Origin of the sequence: Kineothrix sp. MB12-C1, assembly GCF_030863805.1 — a bacterium.
Classification (GTDB): Bacteria; Bacillota; Clostridia; order Lachnospirales; family Lachnospiraceae; genus Kineothrix.
This window is the reverse complement of record NZ_CP132957.1, coordinates 2,690,485-2,710,224: the sequence shown is the minus strand read 5'-3', so window position 1 is coordinate 2,710,224 and position 19,740 is coordinate 2,690,485. Positions and strand designations below refer to the sequence as shown.

Genomic DNA, 19,740 nt, shown 5'->3' with positions numbered 1-19,740 from the left:
CCTTCTATCATTATCTACCAATACTATAATATTCCACACCTTGTTCTTTCATAGATTCTACGTTATAAACATTTCGTCCATCGTACACAAGCGGTGTCTGCATAAGCTTTTTAAAGGTATCTTCAGAAATCTCCTTTATATCCTTCCACTCTGTGAAGATAAAGCAAAGATTCGCTCCCTTTAAAGCCTCTTCCGGATTATCTACATATGTAATTCTTCCTCTTCCATTCGTACCTTCTGGATATTTTCTTTTAAAATTTTCCACCGCTACTGGATCATACGCATAGATTTCTGCTCCATGGGCTAGCAGAAGTTCTACATTATCGATTGACGGAGCTTCTCTTAAATCATCTGTTCCTGGTTTGAAAGCAAGCCCTAATACCGCTACTTTCAATCCCTCAAAAGTAATCATTCGATTACTTGCCTTCTTAAATAGTCTTGTTTTCTGCCTTACATTAACTTCCACTGCCGCCTCTACCGTCTCCAGATGATATCCTGCATTAATAGCCAGAAACTTTAAGGCCTTCGTGTCCTTGGGAAAGCAGCTTCCACCATATCCGATACCTGCCTTCAAGAAGTTCGAACCTATTCTTTCATCATAACTCATTCCTTTCGCTACATCCTCAATATTGGCTCCCACTAATTCACATAGATTCGCGATATCATTCATATAAGATATTTTAAGTGCAAGAAAATCATTAGCAGCATATTTTGTCATCTCCGCACTTCGTCTACTAACCGATACAATCGGTATTTGGAACGGCTCATAAATCTTCATCAGCAGTCCTTCTGCCTCTTTGGTTTCCGTGCCGATAATAATACGAGCTGCATGAAGGGTATCATGAACAGCAGAACCCTGTGCGAGAAATTCCGGATTAGAAGCCACCTCTACCTTAACATCTCTAATGAGGAAGTCTCGAATAAACTGTTCCACCTTATCGTTCGTCCCAACCGGAACCGTAGACTTCACCACTACAAGACAATCTCTTTCCACCGATTCAGCAATCTGTCTGGATACCGTTGCAATATAGCTTAAGTTTGCCGAACCATCCGGCTGTTCCGGCGTGCCCACTCCAATAAAAATGGCATCCGCATCTCGATAAGCATTTTGGTAATCTACCGTATAATGAAGTCTTCCTGCTGCATAATTTCTCTGCATCAACTCCTCCAGCCCTTCTTCATAAATCGGAGAAATACCAGACTCCATTAACTTTACTTTCTTCTCATCCACATCCACACAGGTTACATCATGGCCTACTTCTGCAAAACATACTCCTGCCACCAAACCTACATAACCAGTTCCTGCCACTACTAATTTCATCCCTATAAACCTCCAACCTTTTACTTTTTACTTCTTTTTTCCTTAAATTTTTTTTAAACATCAAAAAATTTTATTATTCCGATGCATCTATCCTCGATATGCCAAAAAACTACATAGCATAATAAATGAAATAAAAATCAAAATATGAATCCAAATCAGACCTCTACTTACATACCTATTAGAGCACTGGTTTCTTTCCATATATTCACTTATTTTAGGACTATTAAAAAGTAATAAAGCAGTTACAGCTCCTATCCACACCGTTCTCATTAGTACAAATATAGAATTCAACGTATGTTCTGAATAAATTTTATTCAGTAAGTCAAAGACAGATAAGATATTCTCATAATCGATATCTCTTATAACCGAAGGCTTCACTGACCACCTTGGTGTTAAAAATGTACTTGCACTTCCTATATAAACAGCAATGAAGCTGCCACTTATGATATTATCTAACCACATATTGATTTCAAACAGTTTTTTTCTACTAATTATTGTTATATATAAGTATGGTAATACCATGATTATTCTATAAAAATGTTCATAGCTAAAAACTAGCCAAATGAAGTTAATGACGAGCATATAGTATATCGAATATTCTTTCCATTTCCCTTGATCCGTCGTATTAAAAATATAACACCCTATATATATCATTAACAAAATAAAAATAATCTTACTAATGGATCCATAGGAAATAGATAAGGTGTCACTAAGATAATTATCCAACATACTACTTTGTATATTGTTAGCACTCGTAGACATTCGATAACCCGGAATAAAGAAAAATATACACTGAAATACAACGGTCGCACTAACAATAAGAGTACTTTTTACTACAATCTTTATGACACATTTTTCCGAAAGCAAAATCAAACCTATGCATGGGATTAAGAAATAAGGTTTTACTAACATAGACAAGGCAGCAAAGATAATAAATTTTTTCACATCATTATTTAAATAGTAATGGAACGATATGAGACCTAATGTTACCCACAGAATATCATTTTGCCCTGCATAACCTATCGCAATTAATACATAGACAGAAGAACTGATTAGTAATGCCAATAATGACTTGTCCTTTTCACTGCTGTTCTCACCTATACATTTCATAGAATAGCGAATAAGAATAATTAAGATAACTACATAATATAACTTTGCCCATAACATGCAAATTACTGACTTCGTTATTTCTACCCCTCCAAAGTAATGGGCAATCCATATCGGTATATTCCATATCGCATGAGGAATGAATCCCAGATACATGCTTCCACAATATTGATGATGCACATCGTGTAAGTTTAAAGCTGTGTAATTGTAAAAGTCTAAGATATTTCCGTTCCATAAACAATCCAAAATATTTAAACTCCAAACCGTCATGGAAACATTATCTATATAAGTAAAAACAAAAAATGATAGCAGACCGATAGAGAACGTAGTAAGCCATTCGTATTTATAATTTATTTTACTTATTCTTCTTATCTTGTCGTTCATCAATGAAGATCTCCATATTCAGCGTTCCATATATCTATTATTTTTCCATTTCTTCTTTAAAAACATAACTTTTTTCACGTTCAATTACATTCCCATCCACTACTTCATAAATAACATCCGCATTACGTATCGTTGTGAGGCGGTGTGCAATAATGATGATTGTTTTCATACCTTGCAGGCTTTCAATCGCCTCCATAACTGCCGTCTCTGTTTCACTATCAAGGGCGGAAGTCGCCTCATCTAACACGAGAATCTCCGGATCATGATATAACGCTCTTGCAATTCCAATTCGCTGACGCTGTCCTCCCGACAAACGAACACCTCTATCTCCTACAAAAGTATCCAGCCCTTCCGGAAGATTATCGATGAATTCCCATAACTGAGCCTTCTTCAGTGCCTCCATAATTGCCACATCATCAATTTCTTCTTGTAGAATCCCAAACGCTACATTATTACGAATCGTATCGTCAGAAAGATAAATTGCCTGCGGAATATATCCCAGATGTTTATGCCATGTGGATAGGTTCTTATAGACATTCATATCATCCACTCTTATCTTTCCGAATTGCGGCGGAAGTAAGCCAAGGATAATATCTACCATAGTTGTCTTTCCTGCTCCCGAACTTCCAATAAAGGCTACCGTCTTCCCTTTTGGAATAAAGCAGCTCACTTGGTTCAATACAGGATTTTCTGACTCCGGATAAGAATACGTTATACTTTTTACCGCGATTCCTCGTTCGAAGCTCCAGATTTTATTCTCCTCTTCGCCAATTTGTTCCTGATAGTTTTCTATCTCCCTCAGATCATGATAAATTAAATCCACAGAAGGAGAAGCATATAATATATTATTTACATGTTCATTGATACGGCCAACTGCAGGTAACAGTCGGAATGCCGCCACGGCAAAGACTGCTAACTGTGGAATAAAACTCTCAATATCCCTCCTGCCAAAAAACAGTTTGACAATAACTGCACACAAAAGGCCGGTCATACATACCGCTTCTACAATATACTTCGGTGTCATTCCAAGCAATCTATTAATTCGTAAACCTCTTATATAGAGCTTATAATACTTTTGATAGGAATCTACAAAGAAGCTTTCACGATTAAGAACCTTCACCTCTTTTACACCACCGATAGACTGATTCACCCATTGATACAGCTTAGCTTTATAGACTTGTGCTTCTTTGCCCAACGTTTTTGCAAATTTCTTGGTGGTATATGTAAAGACAGCTACACACGCGACCAATAAGACTAAGATAACCATAGTAATCGATTGACTGACAACAAATAAGTAAATGCCAAGAACCATACATACTGCCAATTCTGCGATTAACTGTAATGCATGCATTAATGCCTGCGTAAATAATCCGGTATCTTCCTGTGTACTTCTTTGCAATTCTGCCACATTTTTTCTCAAATGAAACGTATACGGTTCATTCAAGTAGGTTGTCAAAAGCTTAGTGGATAGCTTTCTTTGCGTATTATAGGAAAACTTCAAAATACAGTCCTGCTCCACCCATAGAAAAATATTTTTAACAATATATACTGCTATAATTACTGCTGCTATAAAAGCGAGAAAGCTTTCCACCGCTTGAAAATTCCCTTCTGTATATAAAAACTTCAGAATCTCGTTTTCGTTAATTTTAGAGGAGTCCATTATAATTTCAATAAACGGCATGAAAATGGTAACTCCTAACAATTCCAAAAAGCTTCCTATCACTACTAAGAACAGCAGTCCGACCATTTTTATCTTATCTTGTTTGTTAAAAATATACCCTAGCTTTTTTATCATTTTATACTTCTACTCCTTTATGAACTTTCATCATACTTACGTACACTGTTGTATTATAGCATATACTATTTTCTCACAAAAGGTTAATCTATCATCTTTTATGTCGGACAATTCTCCCTATGCCTATTAATTCCCTTATTAATAATTACCATATCGGAATATTCTTCCTTTTGCGCTGCCTTTTGTATACGTGCTGCATAACTTACTTGCGAAAGGCCGGCTATCAGCCCATCACAAGCTGCCAAAGTATACATATCTCTTAATACCTCAAGTCCTAACAAATAATGGTGATTTTCCCGTCCGGATTCACTCTTCATTACCGTTTCTTTTCCATTACTTCTCGTTACATCTTCATAGAAACGCACCTTATCTCCTAGTTCTTTCTGGAATAATGCAATTGCCTCCACATCATCTGTCGCAAGAAATACCAATTCATAAATCCCTTTTTCTAATAACCGCTTCGTTTCCTCCAAATATTCTTGTGTTGATATTTGTATAGGATGTCCATTATAATTCTGCTTAAAATCCGTCCCTCTTACATGAACACCAATACTTTTCTTTCCCTCTAATAACTCTTTAATATCTGTAAGCACCTTATCTTTCGTTTGTTCATTCAAAGAAATATATTTTTCTGATATCCTTCCAAGATGAACAATATACTCCTCAGACATTCCGTAGCCTCCGCTTTTCTCATTAAAACGACCGGCGAGTGCTGAATTTTCTTTTCTGCTGCAAACTCTAACACTATATTTCCTTGCATCCTCAGGAGTAAGACCTCCCGGCTGCATAAAGTAATATTCAAAAGGATTCTCTGTTCCATTAACTGGATGATCTTCTGCATAAGAATATTCTTTTCCATATTCAACTACCGGAATCATTCCATAGTAATCTGCAAAATACAATAAGCTAAGCAACTTGTTATGGTCTGCAAAAAAACCTGAATAGGAGGGCTCCATGACGATATGGTATACTACTTTATCCGCCGGCATCTGTTCACCCTTTTCTAAAGCCACCATATTATATTCATTTCCAAGCTTATATACATTTTTAATAAACCTCGTATCATTTCTCTTCTTGATACAATAGCTTAAGAACTTCAGCTGTTCTCTCAAATCCATTTTCTTGTTTCACCCTTTCGTGACATGTATCGGACTATTTTCTTTTAACTTATTCTATGGCTAATCTCGTTGATATACTCAGTATAGCCTGCTTGAAGATTTTCTTCTACCGTTAGATAGTTATGTTTTTCCAGAGCTTCTTTTAGTTCGGCCCCTTTCAAATACCATTCGTACTCCATATCCAAATTCCCAATATCAATCACTCGATACCGCTCTTCCACAAGACGTGCTGTCAGGATTTTCGCCGTATTCCCTACTGCTGTAAGAAACAGCCTGTCTTTCGGATAAGTAAGGCAAGCATTCAGAATCTTATCGTAGACTCGATAGGCGTCTTTTCCCGGGCAAATAATACGTTCTACACTTTTTGCTTTCACAAACAAGTCATTACCCACACCATTGTGTGAAGCATCGCCTTCTACAATAATGATATCTTTATTTTCCCATATTTTCCCTATATTATGAAACCAATTTTCACATTGACTTTTATCTTGAATCATGTAATAACAACGTGATACAAAAGCATTATAGTAGGTCTTTGATATGTTGCAGTTCTTATAATACCTCTTTCTAAAGAAGAAGAGATGCTCCTTCCAAAATCTCTGGCTCCTTTTTGTGTAGTGTTCTAAAGTTCCAAAGATATCAGGGATTGCCACCAGTAGATTCTCGTTCTCAAATTGCAGTATCTCTTTCATCTTCTTCGATAGTTCCTGATCATATTCCTGATACTCAACAGAGATTCCCTCTATCATGCTTATTTCAGCATCGCCATATCTTACAAGGCTTTTATCTGAATGAATTAATTCACTAATCGTTTCATCAATCGATAATACTTGCAAGTCGTTATGAATTATATCTCTGCGATATAGCATATAAACCATATGAAACAAGGTACACCTTAATTTTTCCTTCATTTTCATAACCATGCCCCTTTCAGTCTTATCCTCCGCTAGTAAAATCAAGTTGTTTATAATTCTTTCTCCATTATCTCTACAATGCTCCTATAATACCTATGGAATCCATACTTTTCCTTTATCATCCGATAACTCCCCCGTCCCATATACTGTAATTTCTTCTTATCGGATATAATTGCTTCTATCTTCTCTTCCAAATCAGCAGCATTGTTATCTTGAAAGTGATATCCATTTATTCCATCTTCTACATAGCATGCAGTGCCATTTGTATCGCTGCATATCACAGGAAGAGAAAATGCCATCGCCTCCAACTGGGAAATAGAAGCCGGCTCCCTTGTACTCGGGATTATAAATAAGTCTGCGTTCTGATATTCTGATTCAACCTGTTCTCTCGATAAGTTCTTAAGGGTTCGCACCTTATCCTCAAGCTTTTTATCCAGTATGATTTTCTCTAATTCAGCATAATATTCTTCATGATATACCGTGGAGCATTCTCCTATCAGAGTGAGCGTAAGGTCATAACGTTCAGATAACTTTGCAAATATATCAATGAGCATCTTATGATTTTTCCGTTCCTCATATTTGCCTATTGCAAGAACATTAATCTTCTCTCTCCTAAAATAAGTTCTTTCCTCCGGAGATAACTTAGATTCCATAACAAAAGGTACAAAATATGCATTATACTCTTTTGCATGATTCTTTTTCTCATCTCCATAAACCGGCGTAATCCTCACCTTTGGAGAAAAAAGTCTCACAAGCTTATGGAGAAAATCATTCTTTATCTCCTTTTCCCATAATGGGCTTTGATTGTATAGAATAGAGGGATATTTTCTTATGCAGCAGATCAAATAGGCAACAATAGAATAAACCGACCGTTCTCTTAAAATAACGATATCTGGCTTAAAGTCTTTCATATAATTATTTAACTTCCATATAGAAGGAAATCCTGTCTTTAACTTGATATCTGCTGCCTGGGGATTTTTCCTATGCAGGCTTATATATATTTTTTCAAACAGATGAAAAACCGGAGAATATCCTACAATCACCGGTTCCGTATAAGTATAATCCTCTATTTTCCCTCTATAATGACTCAAAAAACGAACCTTGTGTCCATTTTCCACAAAGCCCTTCATAATTGCCGTCTGATTTGTATGATAACGTGGTGCAATATACATAACCTTCATAGTTTCTTCCAAATCATACCTTTCTCATAATCTTTGAATCAATTCTAAATAATCTCCTGCCATATTTCTGCTATACTTCGCTCTGAATACTTCTCTTTTAACTTAGCTCCGTTCTCACTTAACTTTACTGCGAGCACTTCGCTCGATGCAATATCATACATAGCTTTCATAAGTCCTTCTCGGTCTCCGATCTTTACCAGAATACCGTTCTCATAAGATTCTATACAGAGCCTGGAGCCCCCAATCGGACAATCTGTAGAAATTGATGGTATCCCTGTCGCCATCGCTTCCAAGAGGGAATTGGATATACCTTCATAATCGGAGGAAAGGACATACATACCCGCATCTTTTATTTTATTCGTTACATTCTTCGTAAAACCTTCGAATACGACAACACTCTGAATTCCCAACAATTCGGCATGCTCTTCCAAATCTTTTTTCAAACTTCCGTCGCCATATAAGTGAAGAGTATATTCCGGAAGATGTTCGTGAAACTCTGCGAATGCTTCCAATAAAAGCATATGATTTTTCTGTGGTTCCAGCCTGCCTACTGACACTACCGTTTTCTTACGCTCTCCCCGGTAAGGGCTTGGAAGTCCTTCTTCTATCGGATTAGGAATCACCACTCCCTTATTACGCAAATACTTTGGAAAGCATGCTTTGGCATCCTCCGTTTGGAACACCAACTTATGTCCTCTATGATATATCAAGTTTCTCAGATGCGGATAGGGACACACCGCCGGATCATTGCGCTCGGAGATAATCATCCTATTTCCAAGAAATAAATCTGCAATCACTGCAAAAAAACTAGTTCCCGGCCCAAAGGATATAATTGTCGCATCTCTATTTGCTCTAAATACTTCCCGCATCTTACAAATTCGTTTCCACCTTAATTTCAAGCTGCCGCCAGAGACTCCGCCTGCAGATATCAGTCGAATCTTCTCATCCAAATGATACGATACTGTATCCCCTGCCGTCATCAGTATTGTCACTTCAATATTCTGTCTCGCAAATTGATTCGCCAATATGGAAATGACTCTTTCTGCTCCTCCGCCAGCCATGCTGACAATGACAAATATTACTTTTTTCATAATCAATCGCCCTTATTCTTCAGCTTTTACATAGCATATGAAAGTATTCTTCTATATCCTCTGCCATTCTTTCTTCATTAAATCGATCTTTTACTGATATTCTGGCATTCCGCCCTAAAGTATCTCTCAATACAGCATTCAAAAGAAGTTCTTTCATCCTGTCCTCCAGCTCTTCTGCAGATTCAGGTTCGTAAAATAAAGCTGTCTCCCTATCTTTTATATAATCCTTCAGACTGGATACTTTCGATGCGATAACAGCTTTCCCGAGAGCCATCTGTTGAAGCAAGGTCATCTGGCCAAAAGAATAATTTAATTCCTTTAAAGGTACTACACAAAAATGAGCGTTTTCAATTTCCTCTATCAATCGCTTTATCGGGATGTAAGGCATAACCTCCACTTTATCATTTTCATACTGGAAAGAAGGATTCCCTATTAATTTCAAACGTAGACATTCTCTTTCTTCCGCTTCTATTCTCTCATCTTTTTGCAAACCACAAAAGGCCTGGTACAGAGTGTCCCAATCCCGCTTCGCGTATCCCACGCAGATTATTGTCCTTCTGCTTTCACAGACTACAGACTTCTGTACATCCTCATTCTCTGTTCCTGAGAAAAAATCCGCATCCGTTCCGAACGGAATAAAACGTGATTTCCCTACAATCCACGGAAAGAACCTTTTATAATATTCTTTTTGCCCGCTCGTATGATAAATGAATCCATCGATAGACTTACTCGCAAACTGCATGAGCTTCAAAGCCGCTCCGCTCTCCGCAGCACTATTGAAGGAACCGATTTCAAATACAACATGTTTCGTTTTCATAGGAAATAGCCTACGAAACAAACTCAAAACTACAGCACTTTGCATCCCATGAGATACAACGAGGTCATAATGCCATAGCTTCGGTATCGCTCGCAATGCCTGCACTACATAAAAGCGGAGTTTTTCTTTCTCGAAATGCTCTAGCCACGGAAAGGAACTGATATCTATCACATCGACTTCCACCGATTGTTTGAAATACCGATAGAACCAATACATCTCACCTTTTATATAATAATCAGGAGGCTGCCTGTCCGAAGGTCTCTCGACACCATGTTCTACTTTCCAATTCACAAGCATTAATACTTTCATTTTCACACTTTACCAATCTACTGTTACACAATCAATCAAAAGAGATAAATTTATTTTCCTTCAGGCTGTATTTTCCGCCTTTAAATATTTTATGCTTAATAACCCACCACCCAGGTACCCATATATACTTATGCATGGCAGGAGACGCACTGCCTATCATCCAGCAATTTCTTCCGCAATTCTTGGCACATACCCGAACCTCGTCCGCTTGCTTGGAAGTCCATAACTCTTCCCATGACTGTTCTCTCAAATTACCCATAACTGCTTTCTGCTCCATTCCGTTACAAGGCAACACATCGCAGAACGGATCAATAAAAAATGCATTTTTAGACATATCACAGGGAAGCAGCCTTTTATTTCCATAAATATAATTGATCAAACCGTGATTGAAGTAAGCTCGGAACCATTTCTTTGGCGATTTGCTTTTCAATAGTTCGTTAATCAACTTCTCAAAATTCTCGGATACTTTCAACTTATGATCGATTTTATTGTCCGTTTTCCTGAAATAAAAGGAATTGTGTAACGTTGCTGTGGCAAATTCCATTCCTAGCTCATCGGATATCTTATAAAGAGGAACCAAGTCCTCACAGTTCATATCCTGAACCGTCATGCCGAATCCCACATCGGGATGTTTCATTTCCACTAACGTTTTCAAGGTATTATAGCCTCTATTAAAGCCATCTGGGATTCCCCTTATTGCATCGTTTGTCGCCTGAAGGCCTTCGATGCTTATTCGAATACCGACCTTCGGAAATTCTTTGCATAAGGCAATAATCCGATCCGTAAAGTATCCGTTCGTAGATATTACGATTCGATCACTCTTCTTATAGAGCTCACGCACGATATCCGGTATATCCTGCCGGATAAATGGTTCTCCTCCGGTAATATTAGTGAATGCCATTTCCGGTAACTTCTTGATATCCTCAAGCGTTATTTCCTCGCTGGGTTTGGTTGGGTCCTTGAAACAATCACACATATTGCATCGTGCGTTACATCTATATGTTACTATTACCGTACCGTATAATGTTCTTTTAGCCATAATGTATATCCTCTATTTTCAAATTTATTAGATTGCAGCCGTAGGCTGCGATATGCTGTACCCCGCTCATAATTTTCATATTTATCAGTTGCCTATGAATAAACTTGAAGAAGCTTATCACAATAAGTCTTCAAACTGTCGAATTCCACTTCCTGACAAGCTTTTGTGTATCTGTTGATCTTCTCTTCGTTCTCCCATAAGGACTTTATTTTATCTCTAAGTTCCGACGCATTGCCGCTTTCAAACAGTTCCCCTGTTTGACCCTCAGCAATCAATTCCGGCACTCCTCCGATATTAGCTCCTATCACCGGAGTTCCATACATTTGAGCTTCCATAACGGCAAAAGGGCAATTCTCATAGCATTCCGAAGTAAATACGCTGAACTTCGCCCGGCGAATTCCCTCATACAATTCTTCACCTATGAGAAATCCTCTGTTTTCCACATTCGGAAGCCGATTTACCTTCTCTTCCAAAGGGCCGCTGCCGATAAATACAAAAGGGATATCCGGAAGCTCCTCACAAACCTTTAAAAGGGTTCGTATTCCTTTCTCCTCAGAATATCTCCCGAAATATAAAACATAATCCTTTTTTCCTTTATCTTCCTCGTCCATTGTTACGGGCTTATCCACGAAGTTATGCATTACCATTATCTTATCCTTAAGCACAGCGCTGGTAGAAAGCACTTCCTTCATAAAATAGCTGGGACTTATCACCTGATCTATAAAACGATATGTCTTTATTTTTCTATATAAATACCCTTCTATACTTCCCAAAAAGCTTTTCACCAAAGAACCGTGTACGCATCTGTTCTTCGTACAGTTAAAAGCACTTCCCCTAAGACAATCTTGACATTTCTCACCGGTATCATATCTTTGCATCAAATGATTCGGGCATACTAACTGACTATCATGAGCAGTGAAAATCACTTTGATTTTTTCTCCGCTTCTTCTCTCGTAGTCCCTAATTCCATATAAAATGGACGGTGTCAATTGGAAGTTGAAATTATTTAAATGAACAACTTGAGGCTTAAAGCCCTCAAGCACCCTTATTATTTTCTTCTTCGCTTCTGTTGAATATAAAATTTTAAATGGATAAAGAAACTTTTGCAGTTTACTGCTGTGAAAATCCATACCAGATGTATAACATTCCATCTGATTACCTACAATACGCCCTTCATGCTCCATTCCAAAAAACTGTACCTGATGTCCCATTTGTTCCAATTGTTGTCCTAATTTAAAAATATAAGTCTCAGAACCTCCATTTGGATAAAGAAACTTATTAACCATCAGTATCTTCATACTATTTATTCCCCAAATATAACTTTATTGTCTTATCCACAACATCATCCCAACTATATTTATTACAAATGAAGTCACCGCTCACAGCTTTATAATGAGCCGTCACAGCTTCTTCCCGTATCAGTCTTTCCAATTCCTTGCGTAAGCTTTCCACGCTTCCTTGTCTAAAAGAAGCTGCTTTATCCTCTACAACTTCCATATTCTCTCGAATATCGCTTACCAGACAGCAGTTACTATAACTCATCGCTTCCAAAAGGCTAATCGCCATCCCTTCGATATCGCTGGGAAGTACGAAGACATATGCATTGGAATATAATTCTTCCAGTTCCCTGCCCTGTACAAAGCCTGTGAATATAATACGTTCATCCTTCTCAGCCATTTTTCTTATCTTTTCCACATATTCCACCGCATGGCTATTGCCGCCTGCAATCACCAATTTCTTATCTGTATCTATCTTCTTAAAGGCTCTGATAAGATAATGAATACCTTTTTCGGGTACCAATCTGGCCAAGAATAAAATATATCCGTCCTTCTCCAGACCAAGTTTTTCTTTTATAAGCTTAGGCTCTTTTATCTCCGGTCTGCTAATTCCGTTTGGAATATACGCCGTCTCTCTTTGATAAGTATCTTTGAAATAGTCTTGTACATTCTTGGAAAGAACAATCACCTCATCCGCATACTTCGCAGCCATGGCCTCCCCGAACTTAAGTACCTTGGAAGCAAAGTTTCCCCATTTTGCCCTTTGCCAATCTAATCCATGAATAGTAGCTACTACTCGGATTCCGAATAACTTAGGAATAAAAATCATGGCACAAGGGCCTTCCGCATGATAGTGTATTGCGTTATAGCCTCCAAATAAAGCTCTGATTGTCGCCAAAAAAGAATAAACAATAGCATTTAACTTACTATTCTTAAAGGTAGGAATGGTAATCAGATTAACACCATTATAAACCTTTCCTCTTTTCTCATCAAATTCCTTTCCTGACACATGATAACCTGAACGATTATATGCATCTACAAAGAAGCTGCGTTCTACCAATCTAGTGGATAACTCGTCCACTACGATTTCAACGCCTCCTTCCCTTGAAGGTATCCGTTTATGACCTATCATTGCTATTTTTTTGTGCTTCTTTCGGTTGCTCATGGATAAAACTCCTTATTTCCTTGAATCTCTATATTTTATCATATAACGTTCACCTAACACAACTATAAAACCTAACATCCCTCCATAAGCGGCCCTGCATATAATGCCTCTTATATACTCAACGGAGGGAAGCGTACCTTCAAATGCTACCATCGGTGTTTCTTTATCCTTGTATCCAAGAATTAGTCCACCCCCCGCGGCTATCCCATCCTCGACATAGACAGATGGCAAATCAGTCGAGTCGCACAAGTTTCTCGGTACGATGATTTCCGTATGTTTCACCGCCGTGATCATATAAGATCCAGGCCAAAGTAAAGCGAAAATAACTGCTCCAATTACTAAAACTTTCTTATAATCAGAAATACACTTTTTTATATTACTGCATACGTTCACGGCCTTCTCTAACGCTATTTCCATTTCTCTATCCCCACCTTTTAGAATACAGACAGTCCTGCCCCATAATGAACTATTCTGTTTCATAGGCGTGAAAATCAGACCACCCCAAAATAAAAGTGATAGGTTTTTAAATGAAGTATTAAACAAGAAAGGTTCTGAAAGCCCCGCAATCAGCAGCGTTACTATGATAGCTAATTCCTTATTTTTCCGTTCCTTTATATATCTTCTGATAACAAAAAAATAGGCTGCCATTAAAATAATAAATGTAATTACTCCATATGTCATAAATGCAAATAAATAAGAATTATCCATTGTATTAACCGCATCATTTAGTCCGAGCCTGGAGCCGAATAAGGTAATCCTTTCTTCTGTCAGATAGCGCTTTGACTGCATAACCCTTGTATTCATCAATTTATTCAAGATATCAAAAGCTTTTCCTGTAAGGAGAATCGGAAGTACTAAGGATGCCAGAATACATCCCGGAAGCACGCATTCCACCATCCCATACTCCCATTTTGAAGGCTGCTTTCTATACGAAAGATACATAATGACCATTAAATAAAATGTCGTCATGATAAATCCGGTCTGACTCACCGTATATAAAAAGACAAAACAGTTTCCCATAAATAAGAGTGCACAGGACTTCCATGATACCTTTTTATCCAAAATATATACAATCAATATAACGAGTATTAGATATGACATATGACCCACATTAGGATGTGCACTTCCCAGTCCCCAACGGATAACAAATCCTACTAAGGGGCGCACATGTACACGGAATGGACTTGAAACCAAACCGAGTGTAGTCATGATTACCATAGGAATAAATGATATGCTCCATACAAAAAGTGCTACTTTAAACAGACGTTTTAATGGAATATTCTTTAATCCTATTACCATCATAAGGGAAAAAAGAATTCCCTTTTCCCTGGTTTGGTAATAGCTAAGCATGCTTACAAGGCACAATACTGCTATAATTACTAATTCCTTCACTTTATATTCCGTAAACAAAAGCTTTGCTGCCAGACAAATTCCACCCAGAATTAAACATATTTTAAAAATATTCTGTCCATCATATAATCCGGCTCCTTTTGCAAAAAACAGTAATGAAAAAAATAAGTAATAGCAAATTTCCTGTACTGTGATTTTTAGCTTTAAATTCTCCAAAACTTATTTCCTCCTTAACCTGCCTCCACTATCGTCTATACGACTCTTCCTTCATTATCTAAGAGCATCCATCCCTTCCACAGTTCATGCATAAGCTGCGGGTCAAATTTCTGCGAATTCTTATGGATAGAAGGCCTTATCACCACCTTCTCCGAATTATCGTTCAGTCTGGCACCCCATAAGCTGAAGGTGGAATTGGCACATATATTGTGTTTGCATCGGCTCATCAACCATATATCATAAAAGCTGTCTTTGCCTTTGTTAATATCCAGAACTGTATATTCTTCCCCTCTATAGGCCCTTTTTACGTATTCTATATCATCCGAAAATAGATAGAAATGAGCCTTCGGATAGAGACGCTTCATTTCTTTTATCGCTCCCTCATAATAAGCCTCCGTGCATATATTGCCGAACATCGCTTCATTCTCCGCATCGAGATAGTCCCCTCTACGGATATGAATACTGACGGACTCCTCTTTTGCCATTCGATCGGCCATCTCTAAATTTCTGAAATCACCGCTTGTCGGAAATCTTATTTCTTCCCTTAGAAGGCTCACGATATCTGCATAATACTTTTCGCACGCCCAGTAACCGCACAAATATTTATCCCGGAAACTGAAAATTTCCTGATGGTACATATCCGTCTCATAGAAAACTTTCTTCGTCTGAGGAAACAATTTTCCTTTTACCTTCTCAAAAAATCTTCCTCTTCCAATTAGTATTTGTTTTTCTTCTTCCGTGCATACTTCATATGCAAGTCCTTCGAAATAATTCAGTTCCAACTCTCGTTTCGCCAATACACCGCTTTGTCTTTTTTCTTCCGTAAACCAGGAAATATCCAGCTTCGCTTCTATTCCAAGGTTTAAGAACTTCCGATATAAAGCGTATTGCTGCATCTGATTGCCAAGCCCGCCGGCTACCTGTATAATAATCATAACTGATTATAGTCCTCCATTTTCGTTCCTAACAATACAGCGAGTCCCGGTCCCAACGACCACGGATAAGCTCCGTAAACTTGTGGATACTGTGAAAATCCCAAACATTCGCCGGAACAATGATATACTTGACCATCCTTCTCGCATTTTGAAAGATATTCTCCGGCTTTTCTTGTCAATTCCCGGCACATACTGTCATTATCCATAATACCACATTGTATCCCTGTCAAAATGGCTTGTGCGATCATCGCTGTAGCAGAACTGTCTTCCGGTCCTTCCATCGCCTGCAGCTGCCATGCAAAAGCTCCGTTTTCTTTCTGATAAGACGATGTACTATATATCAACTTTCTGAACGCATTTACAATTTCTTCACTGCCTCCATATCCCGCAGGCAGGAATTTAAGGGTACCGGCCATTCCGAGAAGAAGCCAGCCCACTGCACGTCCCCATCCGATAATACCATATTTCACCTTACTTTCATACATATAACCGTGATATGGTAATCCGAGTTTTTCATCCATTCCATAAGACAGCATATTCTTTATCTGCTTCATAGCGAGATGTATCGCTCTCTCTTCTCCAAACTCCACCCCGTATTTACAAAGAAACGGACAGATCATTCCTATTCCGTCCACATAGATATGATAATTCTTTTGAGTCGGGCGGTAAGGAAGATTTCCTGCCCGGTCCGCGTCCTTCTCTTCCATTTGATACAGAAATTCTGCCATCTTATGTGCCGCCATCCGGTATATTTCTTTCCCAGTCATTTTATATATATCGATAAGTCCGACACCGCATAATATATCATCCATATAATAAATAGGCATTCCCTTATCGATCCATCGGTCAAAATAAGTAGTCAGCGCCATAAGAACCGCTTCCTTATCTTCCCACATCTCATAACTTTCCATAAGCACGTTAGCGAGCAGTCCTGTCGGCCAGAAAATCAGGTCATTCGGCGGCACATAACGTCCCGCCGTCTTTTTTATGAGGTTTTTCACTGTCTGAGGAATGCCTTTTTCATGATAGTGAAGCAACTGCTGCCTCGCCTCTTTTTCCATTCTCTTAATTTGTTCCGTCATTCCCGGCTCCCATCTGCATGCTCCAGCACGCATATCAATCAGAAGGTTTTCCCCTGTTCAATAACTTTCTTTTCTTTCCAATCATAAGATTGCATATATATTTAAATTCTTCACATCTGCCGAAGATAAGTAAAAACAAACTATTAAATACAATGGTAATAATAACTGCCATCGCTAAAAAGAGTATAATAGATACTTCGGTCATTACAGCGTTCTTTATCATCAACAAAAGCAAAAGTGCTGCAATGTTCGTTCCGATATATTTAAAAGAATCCCCAAAATAGGCAACGGTACTTTTATCGAAACATACTCTATAAATAATAAACGGCCTAATCAAATTTGCAAGAATCCCTGAAATAATCGTACCGATATAGATTCCTACAAGCCCCATTTTGTTCACAAGTACAATAGAAATCACAAGATTCACCACACCTTGAATTAATGGTAAATATTTATCCTGCTCAAATACACCTGCCGCTGTCTTATAATTGGAGAGTACAATACGCTCTCCTTTAAAATAATAATCAATCATAATACAGCCAATGACTAAGTCACTGAGAATACGTGCTTCTCCCACCCAAAGAGTAATGAGGGGCGTTAGAAGAAGATAGAAACCAATCGCTGAAAATCCATAGATCCAACAAGCGAAAAAGCGATATATACGAAACATCAGATATTGCTTCTCTTTGCTTTCTGTCGCAATTAAGTTTCCAAAGCTTGACAGTACTGAATTAAAAATAATATTTACGAAATTGGAGACGGAGGAAATTACATAGTTATAAGTTCCTACGAAACCTACGGTCGTAACATCGATAAATGCTCCAATAATTGCCGTATCTGTCTGAAGTCTTGCCATATCCCCAATTCTATGAAGCACAAGCGCTTTCGTCTGTCGGATGATTTCTCCTACTTCCTCTTTCGAAAGCTTTTTCACCCCTTTTTCCAACAGGTACGGATACATTTTATTCAAATAATAGCTTACGAAAATCTTCTGTAACAGCTCTATCACCGCCAATGTGAACAGATAGAGATAAAAGTTGGGAAGAATAAACAACCCAATAATCTGCAAGGTTACTGTAACCACCTTGGTAATTGTAATCACATTAGTCTGGATATAATTCTTTTGCTGCGCATTGACAAGGCTGTATTTGTAGGCAACGAAATAGGTACTGACCGTATTGAACAGAAAAATAAAATAATATACCGTCAAATCTTCCCATGAATTGTTTCCCGGACTCTTTATAAGATATTTTAAAAATGGAGCCAATGCCAGACCGATTACCGCAATTACACAAGCGATAACCATATAAGCCTTCCTATAAAGCTGCATATAAGACTTTATTTTTTCATAATCGTTCCTCGCTACCGGTCCGTAAAGGCTGTAATTAAATGCCGTACCGACTCCGAGCTCCGCCAGAGACAATACGGTAAGTATGCTTGTATAATAATCGTTTACACCGAGCAAAGTATCGCCCAGCCGCCCGATAAAGACTTGCCTTAATATTGCTCCCAGCAGAAGCGTAGCTATGTTTCCCATCCAGCCGAAGGCAATATTTTTTGTTGCATATTTTACTCTTCCCATATTCTTGTGTTCTACGCTTTCAGTAAATGATATCCCCACAGATACAGGCGAGGGCATATCTCATAAACAGTTACTTTTACCCGATATCCAAAAGAAAGCATCCTAAATGCACCTTTTACCTTCCTGCATTCTTCCAATTGCTTCCGGCAGGCTATCACATATTCCTCATATTCCTTCCTCTCTGCGCCTTCCAAGACTGCCAGCTTACCTACAACGAGCATCGTGGAAATCATCAGTATAGAGGCTGCCTTAACCTGTAGAGGAGGGACTATTCTGCCAATTTGCTCCATGGCCATTCTCCAGCAGGTTATCTGATCCATATAACTGCTTTTGAACTTGCGATTCATCGCTCCAGCTTCATTGGAAAAATACGCATAGCCTCTGTAGCGGCTCCGGCAAAACCTTACTCCCCTCTCTGCGAGAGCGAGAAGAAACAACATGTCCTCTCCTATGGAGATCCCTTCTTCATAGCGAATACTTCCGACCGCTGTTTTCCGATAAACTTTACTCCAGCACCTGGTATCTCCATTTAAGATCCCGCCTTTTATAAAGGTTTCTCCGTCTGACAATTCCAGCTCACCATAAATCTCCCACTCTTCTTTTTTGCTTTCTTGTCTTAGGATCGCCGCTCTTTCCCCGATAGTCCCGCTTCCTTCTCCGCCCTCCGCGTCCCTTACACCAGAATACGGATAAAAGTCACAGCCTGCCACATCGCTTTCCGTTTTCTCCAGACAGAAAACAAGATACTCTATCATATCATGGTTAAGGCAATCATCCGAATCCACAAAAGTCAAATATTCCCCTTGTGCTTCCTCAATACCACGATTTCGCGCAGCCGACACTCCCCCATTGGAGGTATGAACCACTTTTATCCGCTCATATTTCCCAGCATAGTTATCACATATACGTGAACTGCCATCCTTTGATCCATCATCTATTACTATAATTTCTATATTCGTATATGTCTGCGCCAGCAAGCTATTCAGGCAACGTTCAACATACTTTTCTGCATTATATACCGGAACTATAATACTTACCTTTTTCTCCATATACGCTC

16 protein-coding genes are annotated in these 19,740 nt (G+C 38.5%); all 16 read right to left on the bottom strand.

Annotated elements, in window-relative coordinates; genetic code table 11:
• Window positions 1-10: 10 nt before the first annotated feature.
• The 16 genes from RBB56_RS12565 to RBB56_RS12490 all read right to left on the bottom strand — a co-directional run bounded on the left by RBB56_RS12565 (window position 11) and on the right by RBB56_RS12490 (window position 19,732).
• Window positions 11-1,321, bottom strand: coding sequence for a UDP-glucose dehydrogenase family protein (locus RBB56_RS12565; RefSeq protein WP_306719303.1), 1,311 nt, complete (start codon window positions 1,319-1,321; stop codon window positions 11-13).
• An 87-nt stretch (window positions 1,322-1,408) separates the two neighbouring features.
• Window positions 1,409-2,812 carry a hypothetical protein gene (locus tag RBB56_RS12560; protein WP_306719302.1) on the bottom strand — a complete coding sequence of 468 codons (1,404 nt, stop codon included), beginning with the start codon at window positions 2,810-2,812 and terminating at the stop codon, window positions 1,409-1,411.
• A gap of 37 nt (window positions 2,813-2,849) precedes the next feature.
• Window positions 2,850-4,607, bottom strand: coding sequence for an ABC transporter ATP-binding protein (locus RBB56_RS12555; RefSeq protein WP_306719301.1), 1,758 nt, complete (start codon window positions 4,605-4,607; stop codon window positions 2,850-2,852).
• Between the two features lie 98 nt (window positions 4,608-4,705).
• The gene (locus RBB56_RS12550) at window positions 4,706-5,725 is read right to left on the bottom strand and encodes an O-fucosyltransferase family protein (protein ID WP_306719300.1); all 1,020 of its coding nucleotides are present in this window, start codon (window positions 5,723-5,725) and stop codon (window positions 4,706-4,708) included.
• 44 nt (window positions 5,726-5,769) lie between these two features.
• Entirely contained in the window at window positions 5,770-6,642 is an 873-nt protein-coding gene (locus tag RBB56_RS12545) for a GT-D fold domain-containing glycosyltransferase (protein ID WP_306719299.1), read from the bottom strand.
• A 47-nt stretch (window positions 6,643-6,689) separates the two neighbouring features.
• Entirely contained in the window at window positions 6,690-7,811 is a 1,122-nt protein-coding gene (locus tag RBB56_RS12540) for a glycosyltransferase family 4 protein (protein WP_306719298.1), read from the bottom strand.
• Window positions 7,812-7,864: 53 nt separating this feature from the next.
• Entirely contained in the window at window positions 7,865-8,911 is a 1,047-nt protein-coding gene (locus tag RBB56_RS12535; RefSeq protein ID WP_306719297.1) for a glycosyltransferase, read from the bottom strand.
• Between the two features lie 19 nt (window positions 8,912-8,930).
• Window positions 8,931-10,037 (bottom strand): glycosyltransferase family 4 protein, encoded by a 1,107-nt coding sequence (locus RBB56_RS12530; RefSeq protein ID WP_306719296.1) that lies wholly within the window; start codon window positions 10,035-10,037, stop codon window positions 8,931-8,933.
• Between the two features lie 31 nt (window positions 10,038-10,068).
• Window positions 10,069-11,076: a radical SAM protein gene (locus tag RBB56_RS12525; RefSeq protein WP_306719295.1), complete on the bottom strand. Its 1,008-nt coding sequence runs from the start codon at window positions 11,074-11,076 to the stop codon at window positions 10,069-10,071.
• A 92-nt stretch (window positions 11,077-11,168) separates the two neighbouring features.
• Window positions 11,169-12,374, bottom strand: coding sequence for a glycosyltransferase family 4 protein (locus RBB56_RS12520; RefSeq protein WP_306719294.1), 1,206 nt, complete (start codon window positions 12,372-12,374; stop codon window positions 11,169-11,171).
• 1 nt (window position 12,375) lies between these two features.
• Window positions 12,376-13,518 carry a glycosyltransferase family 4 protein gene (locus RBB56_RS12515; RefSeq protein WP_306719293.1) on the bottom strand — a complete coding sequence of 381 codons (1,143 nt, stop codon included), beginning with the start codon at window positions 13,516-13,518 and terminating at the stop codon, window positions 12,376-12,378.
• Window positions 13,519-13,530: 12 nt separating this feature from the next.
• Window positions 13,531-15,084 (bottom strand): hypothetical protein, encoded by a 1,554-nt coding sequence (locus tag RBB56_RS12510; RefSeq protein ID WP_306719292.1) that lies wholly within the window; start codon window positions 15,082-15,084, stop codon window positions 13,531-13,533.
• Window positions 15,085-15,119: 35 nt separating this feature from the next.
• The gene (locus tag RBB56_RS12505) at window positions 15,120-16,019 is read right to left on the bottom strand and encodes an alpha-1,2-fucosyltransferase (RefSeq protein WP_306719291.1); all 900 of its coding nucleotides are present in this window, start codon (window positions 16,017-16,019) and stop codon (window positions 15,120-15,122) included.
• Window positions 16,016-17,101 carry a glycoside hydrolase family 88 protein gene (locus tag RBB56_RS12500; RefSeq protein WP_306719290.1) on the bottom strand — a complete coding sequence of 362 codons (1,086 nt, stop codon included), beginning with the start codon at window positions 17,099-17,101 and terminating at the stop codon, window positions 16,016-16,018. Before RBB56_RS12500 ends, RBB56_RS12505 begins: the two co-directional genes overlap by 4 nt.
• Window positions 17,102-17,135: 34 nt before the next feature.
• On the bottom strand, window positions 17,136-18,683 hold the full coding sequence (locus RBB56_RS12495) for a lipopolysaccharide biosynthesis protein (protein WP_306719289.1): 1,548 nt from the start codon (window positions 18,681-18,683) through the stop codon (window positions 17,136-17,138).
• A gap of 11 nt (window positions 18,684-18,694) precedes the next feature.
• A complete protein-coding gene (locus RBB56_RS12490; protein WP_306719288.1) occupies window positions 18,695-19,732 on the bottom strand; it encodes a glycosyltransferase family 2 protein in 1,038 nt (345 codons plus the stop codon).
• Between the last annotated feature and the right edge of the window lie 8 nt (window positions 19,733-19,740).

What these genes read in the sequence shown, in the direction of transcription:
- RBB56_RS12530 (WP_306719296.1), bottom strand. Translation starts at nt 10,037, where the DNA reads ATGAAAGTATTAATGCTTGTGAATTGGAAAGTAGAACATGGTGTCGAG.
- RBB56_RS12555 (WP_306719301.1), bottom strand. Translation starts at nt 4,607, where the DNA reads ATGATAAAAAAGCTAGGGTATATTTTTAACAAACAAGATAAGATAAAA.
- RBB56_RS12565 (WP_306719303.1), bottom strand. Translation starts at nt 1,321, where the DNA reads ATGAAATTAGTAGTGGCAGGAACTGGTTATGTAGGTTTGGTGGCAGGA.
- RBB56_RS12505 (WP_306719291.1), bottom strand. Translation starts at nt 16,019, where the DNA reads ATGATTATTATACAGGTAGCCGGCGGGCTTGGCAATCAGATGCAGCAA.
- RBB56_RS12515 (WP_306719293.1), bottom strand. Translation starts at nt 13,518, where the DNA reads ATGAGCAACCGAAAGAAGCACAAAAAAATAGCAATGATAGGTCATAAA.
- RBB56_RS12520 (WP_306719294.1), bottom strand. Translation starts at nt 12,374, where the DNA reads ATGAAGATACTGATGGTTAATAAGTTTCTTTATCCAAATGGAGGTTCT.
- RBB56_RS12550 (WP_306719300.1), bottom strand. Translation starts at nt 5,725, where the DNA reads ATGGATTTGAGAGAACAGCTGAAGTTCTTAAGCTATTGTATCAAGAAG.
- RBB56_RS12540 (WP_306719298.1), bottom strand. Translation starts at nt 7,811, where the DNA reads ATGTATATTGCACCACGTTATCATACAAATCAGACGGCAATTATGAAG.
- RBB56_RS12500 (WP_306719290.1), bottom strand. Translation starts at nt 17,101, where the DNA reads ATGACGGAACAAATTAAGAGAATGGAAAAAGAGGCGAGGCAGCAGTTG.
- RBB56_RS12535 (WP_306719297.1), bottom strand. Translation starts at nt 8,911, where the DNA reads ATGAAAAAAGTAATATTTGTCATTGTCAGCATGGCTGGCGGAGGAGCA.
- RBB56_RS12525 (WP_306719295.1), bottom strand. Translation starts at nt 11,076, where the DNA reads ATGGCTAAAAGAACATTATACGGTACGGTAATAGTAACATATAGATGT.
- RBB56_RS12560 (WP_306719302.1), bottom strand. Translation starts at nt 2,812, where the DNA reads ATGAACGACAAGATAAGAAGAATAAGTAAAATAAATTATAAATACGAA.
- RBB56_RS12490 (WP_306719288.1), bottom strand. Translation starts at nt 19,732, where the DNA reads ATGGAGAAAAAGGTAAGTATTATAGTTCCGGTATATAATGCAGAAAAG.
- RBB56_RS12545 (WP_306719299.1), bottom strand. Translation starts at nt 6,642, where the DNA reads ATGAAAATGAAGGAAAAATTAAGGTGTACCTTGTTTCATATGGTTTAT.
- RBB56_RS12495 (WP_306719289.1), bottom strand. Translation starts at nt 18,683, where the DNA reads ATGGGAAGAGTAAAATATGCAACAAAAAATATTGCCTTCGGCTGGATG.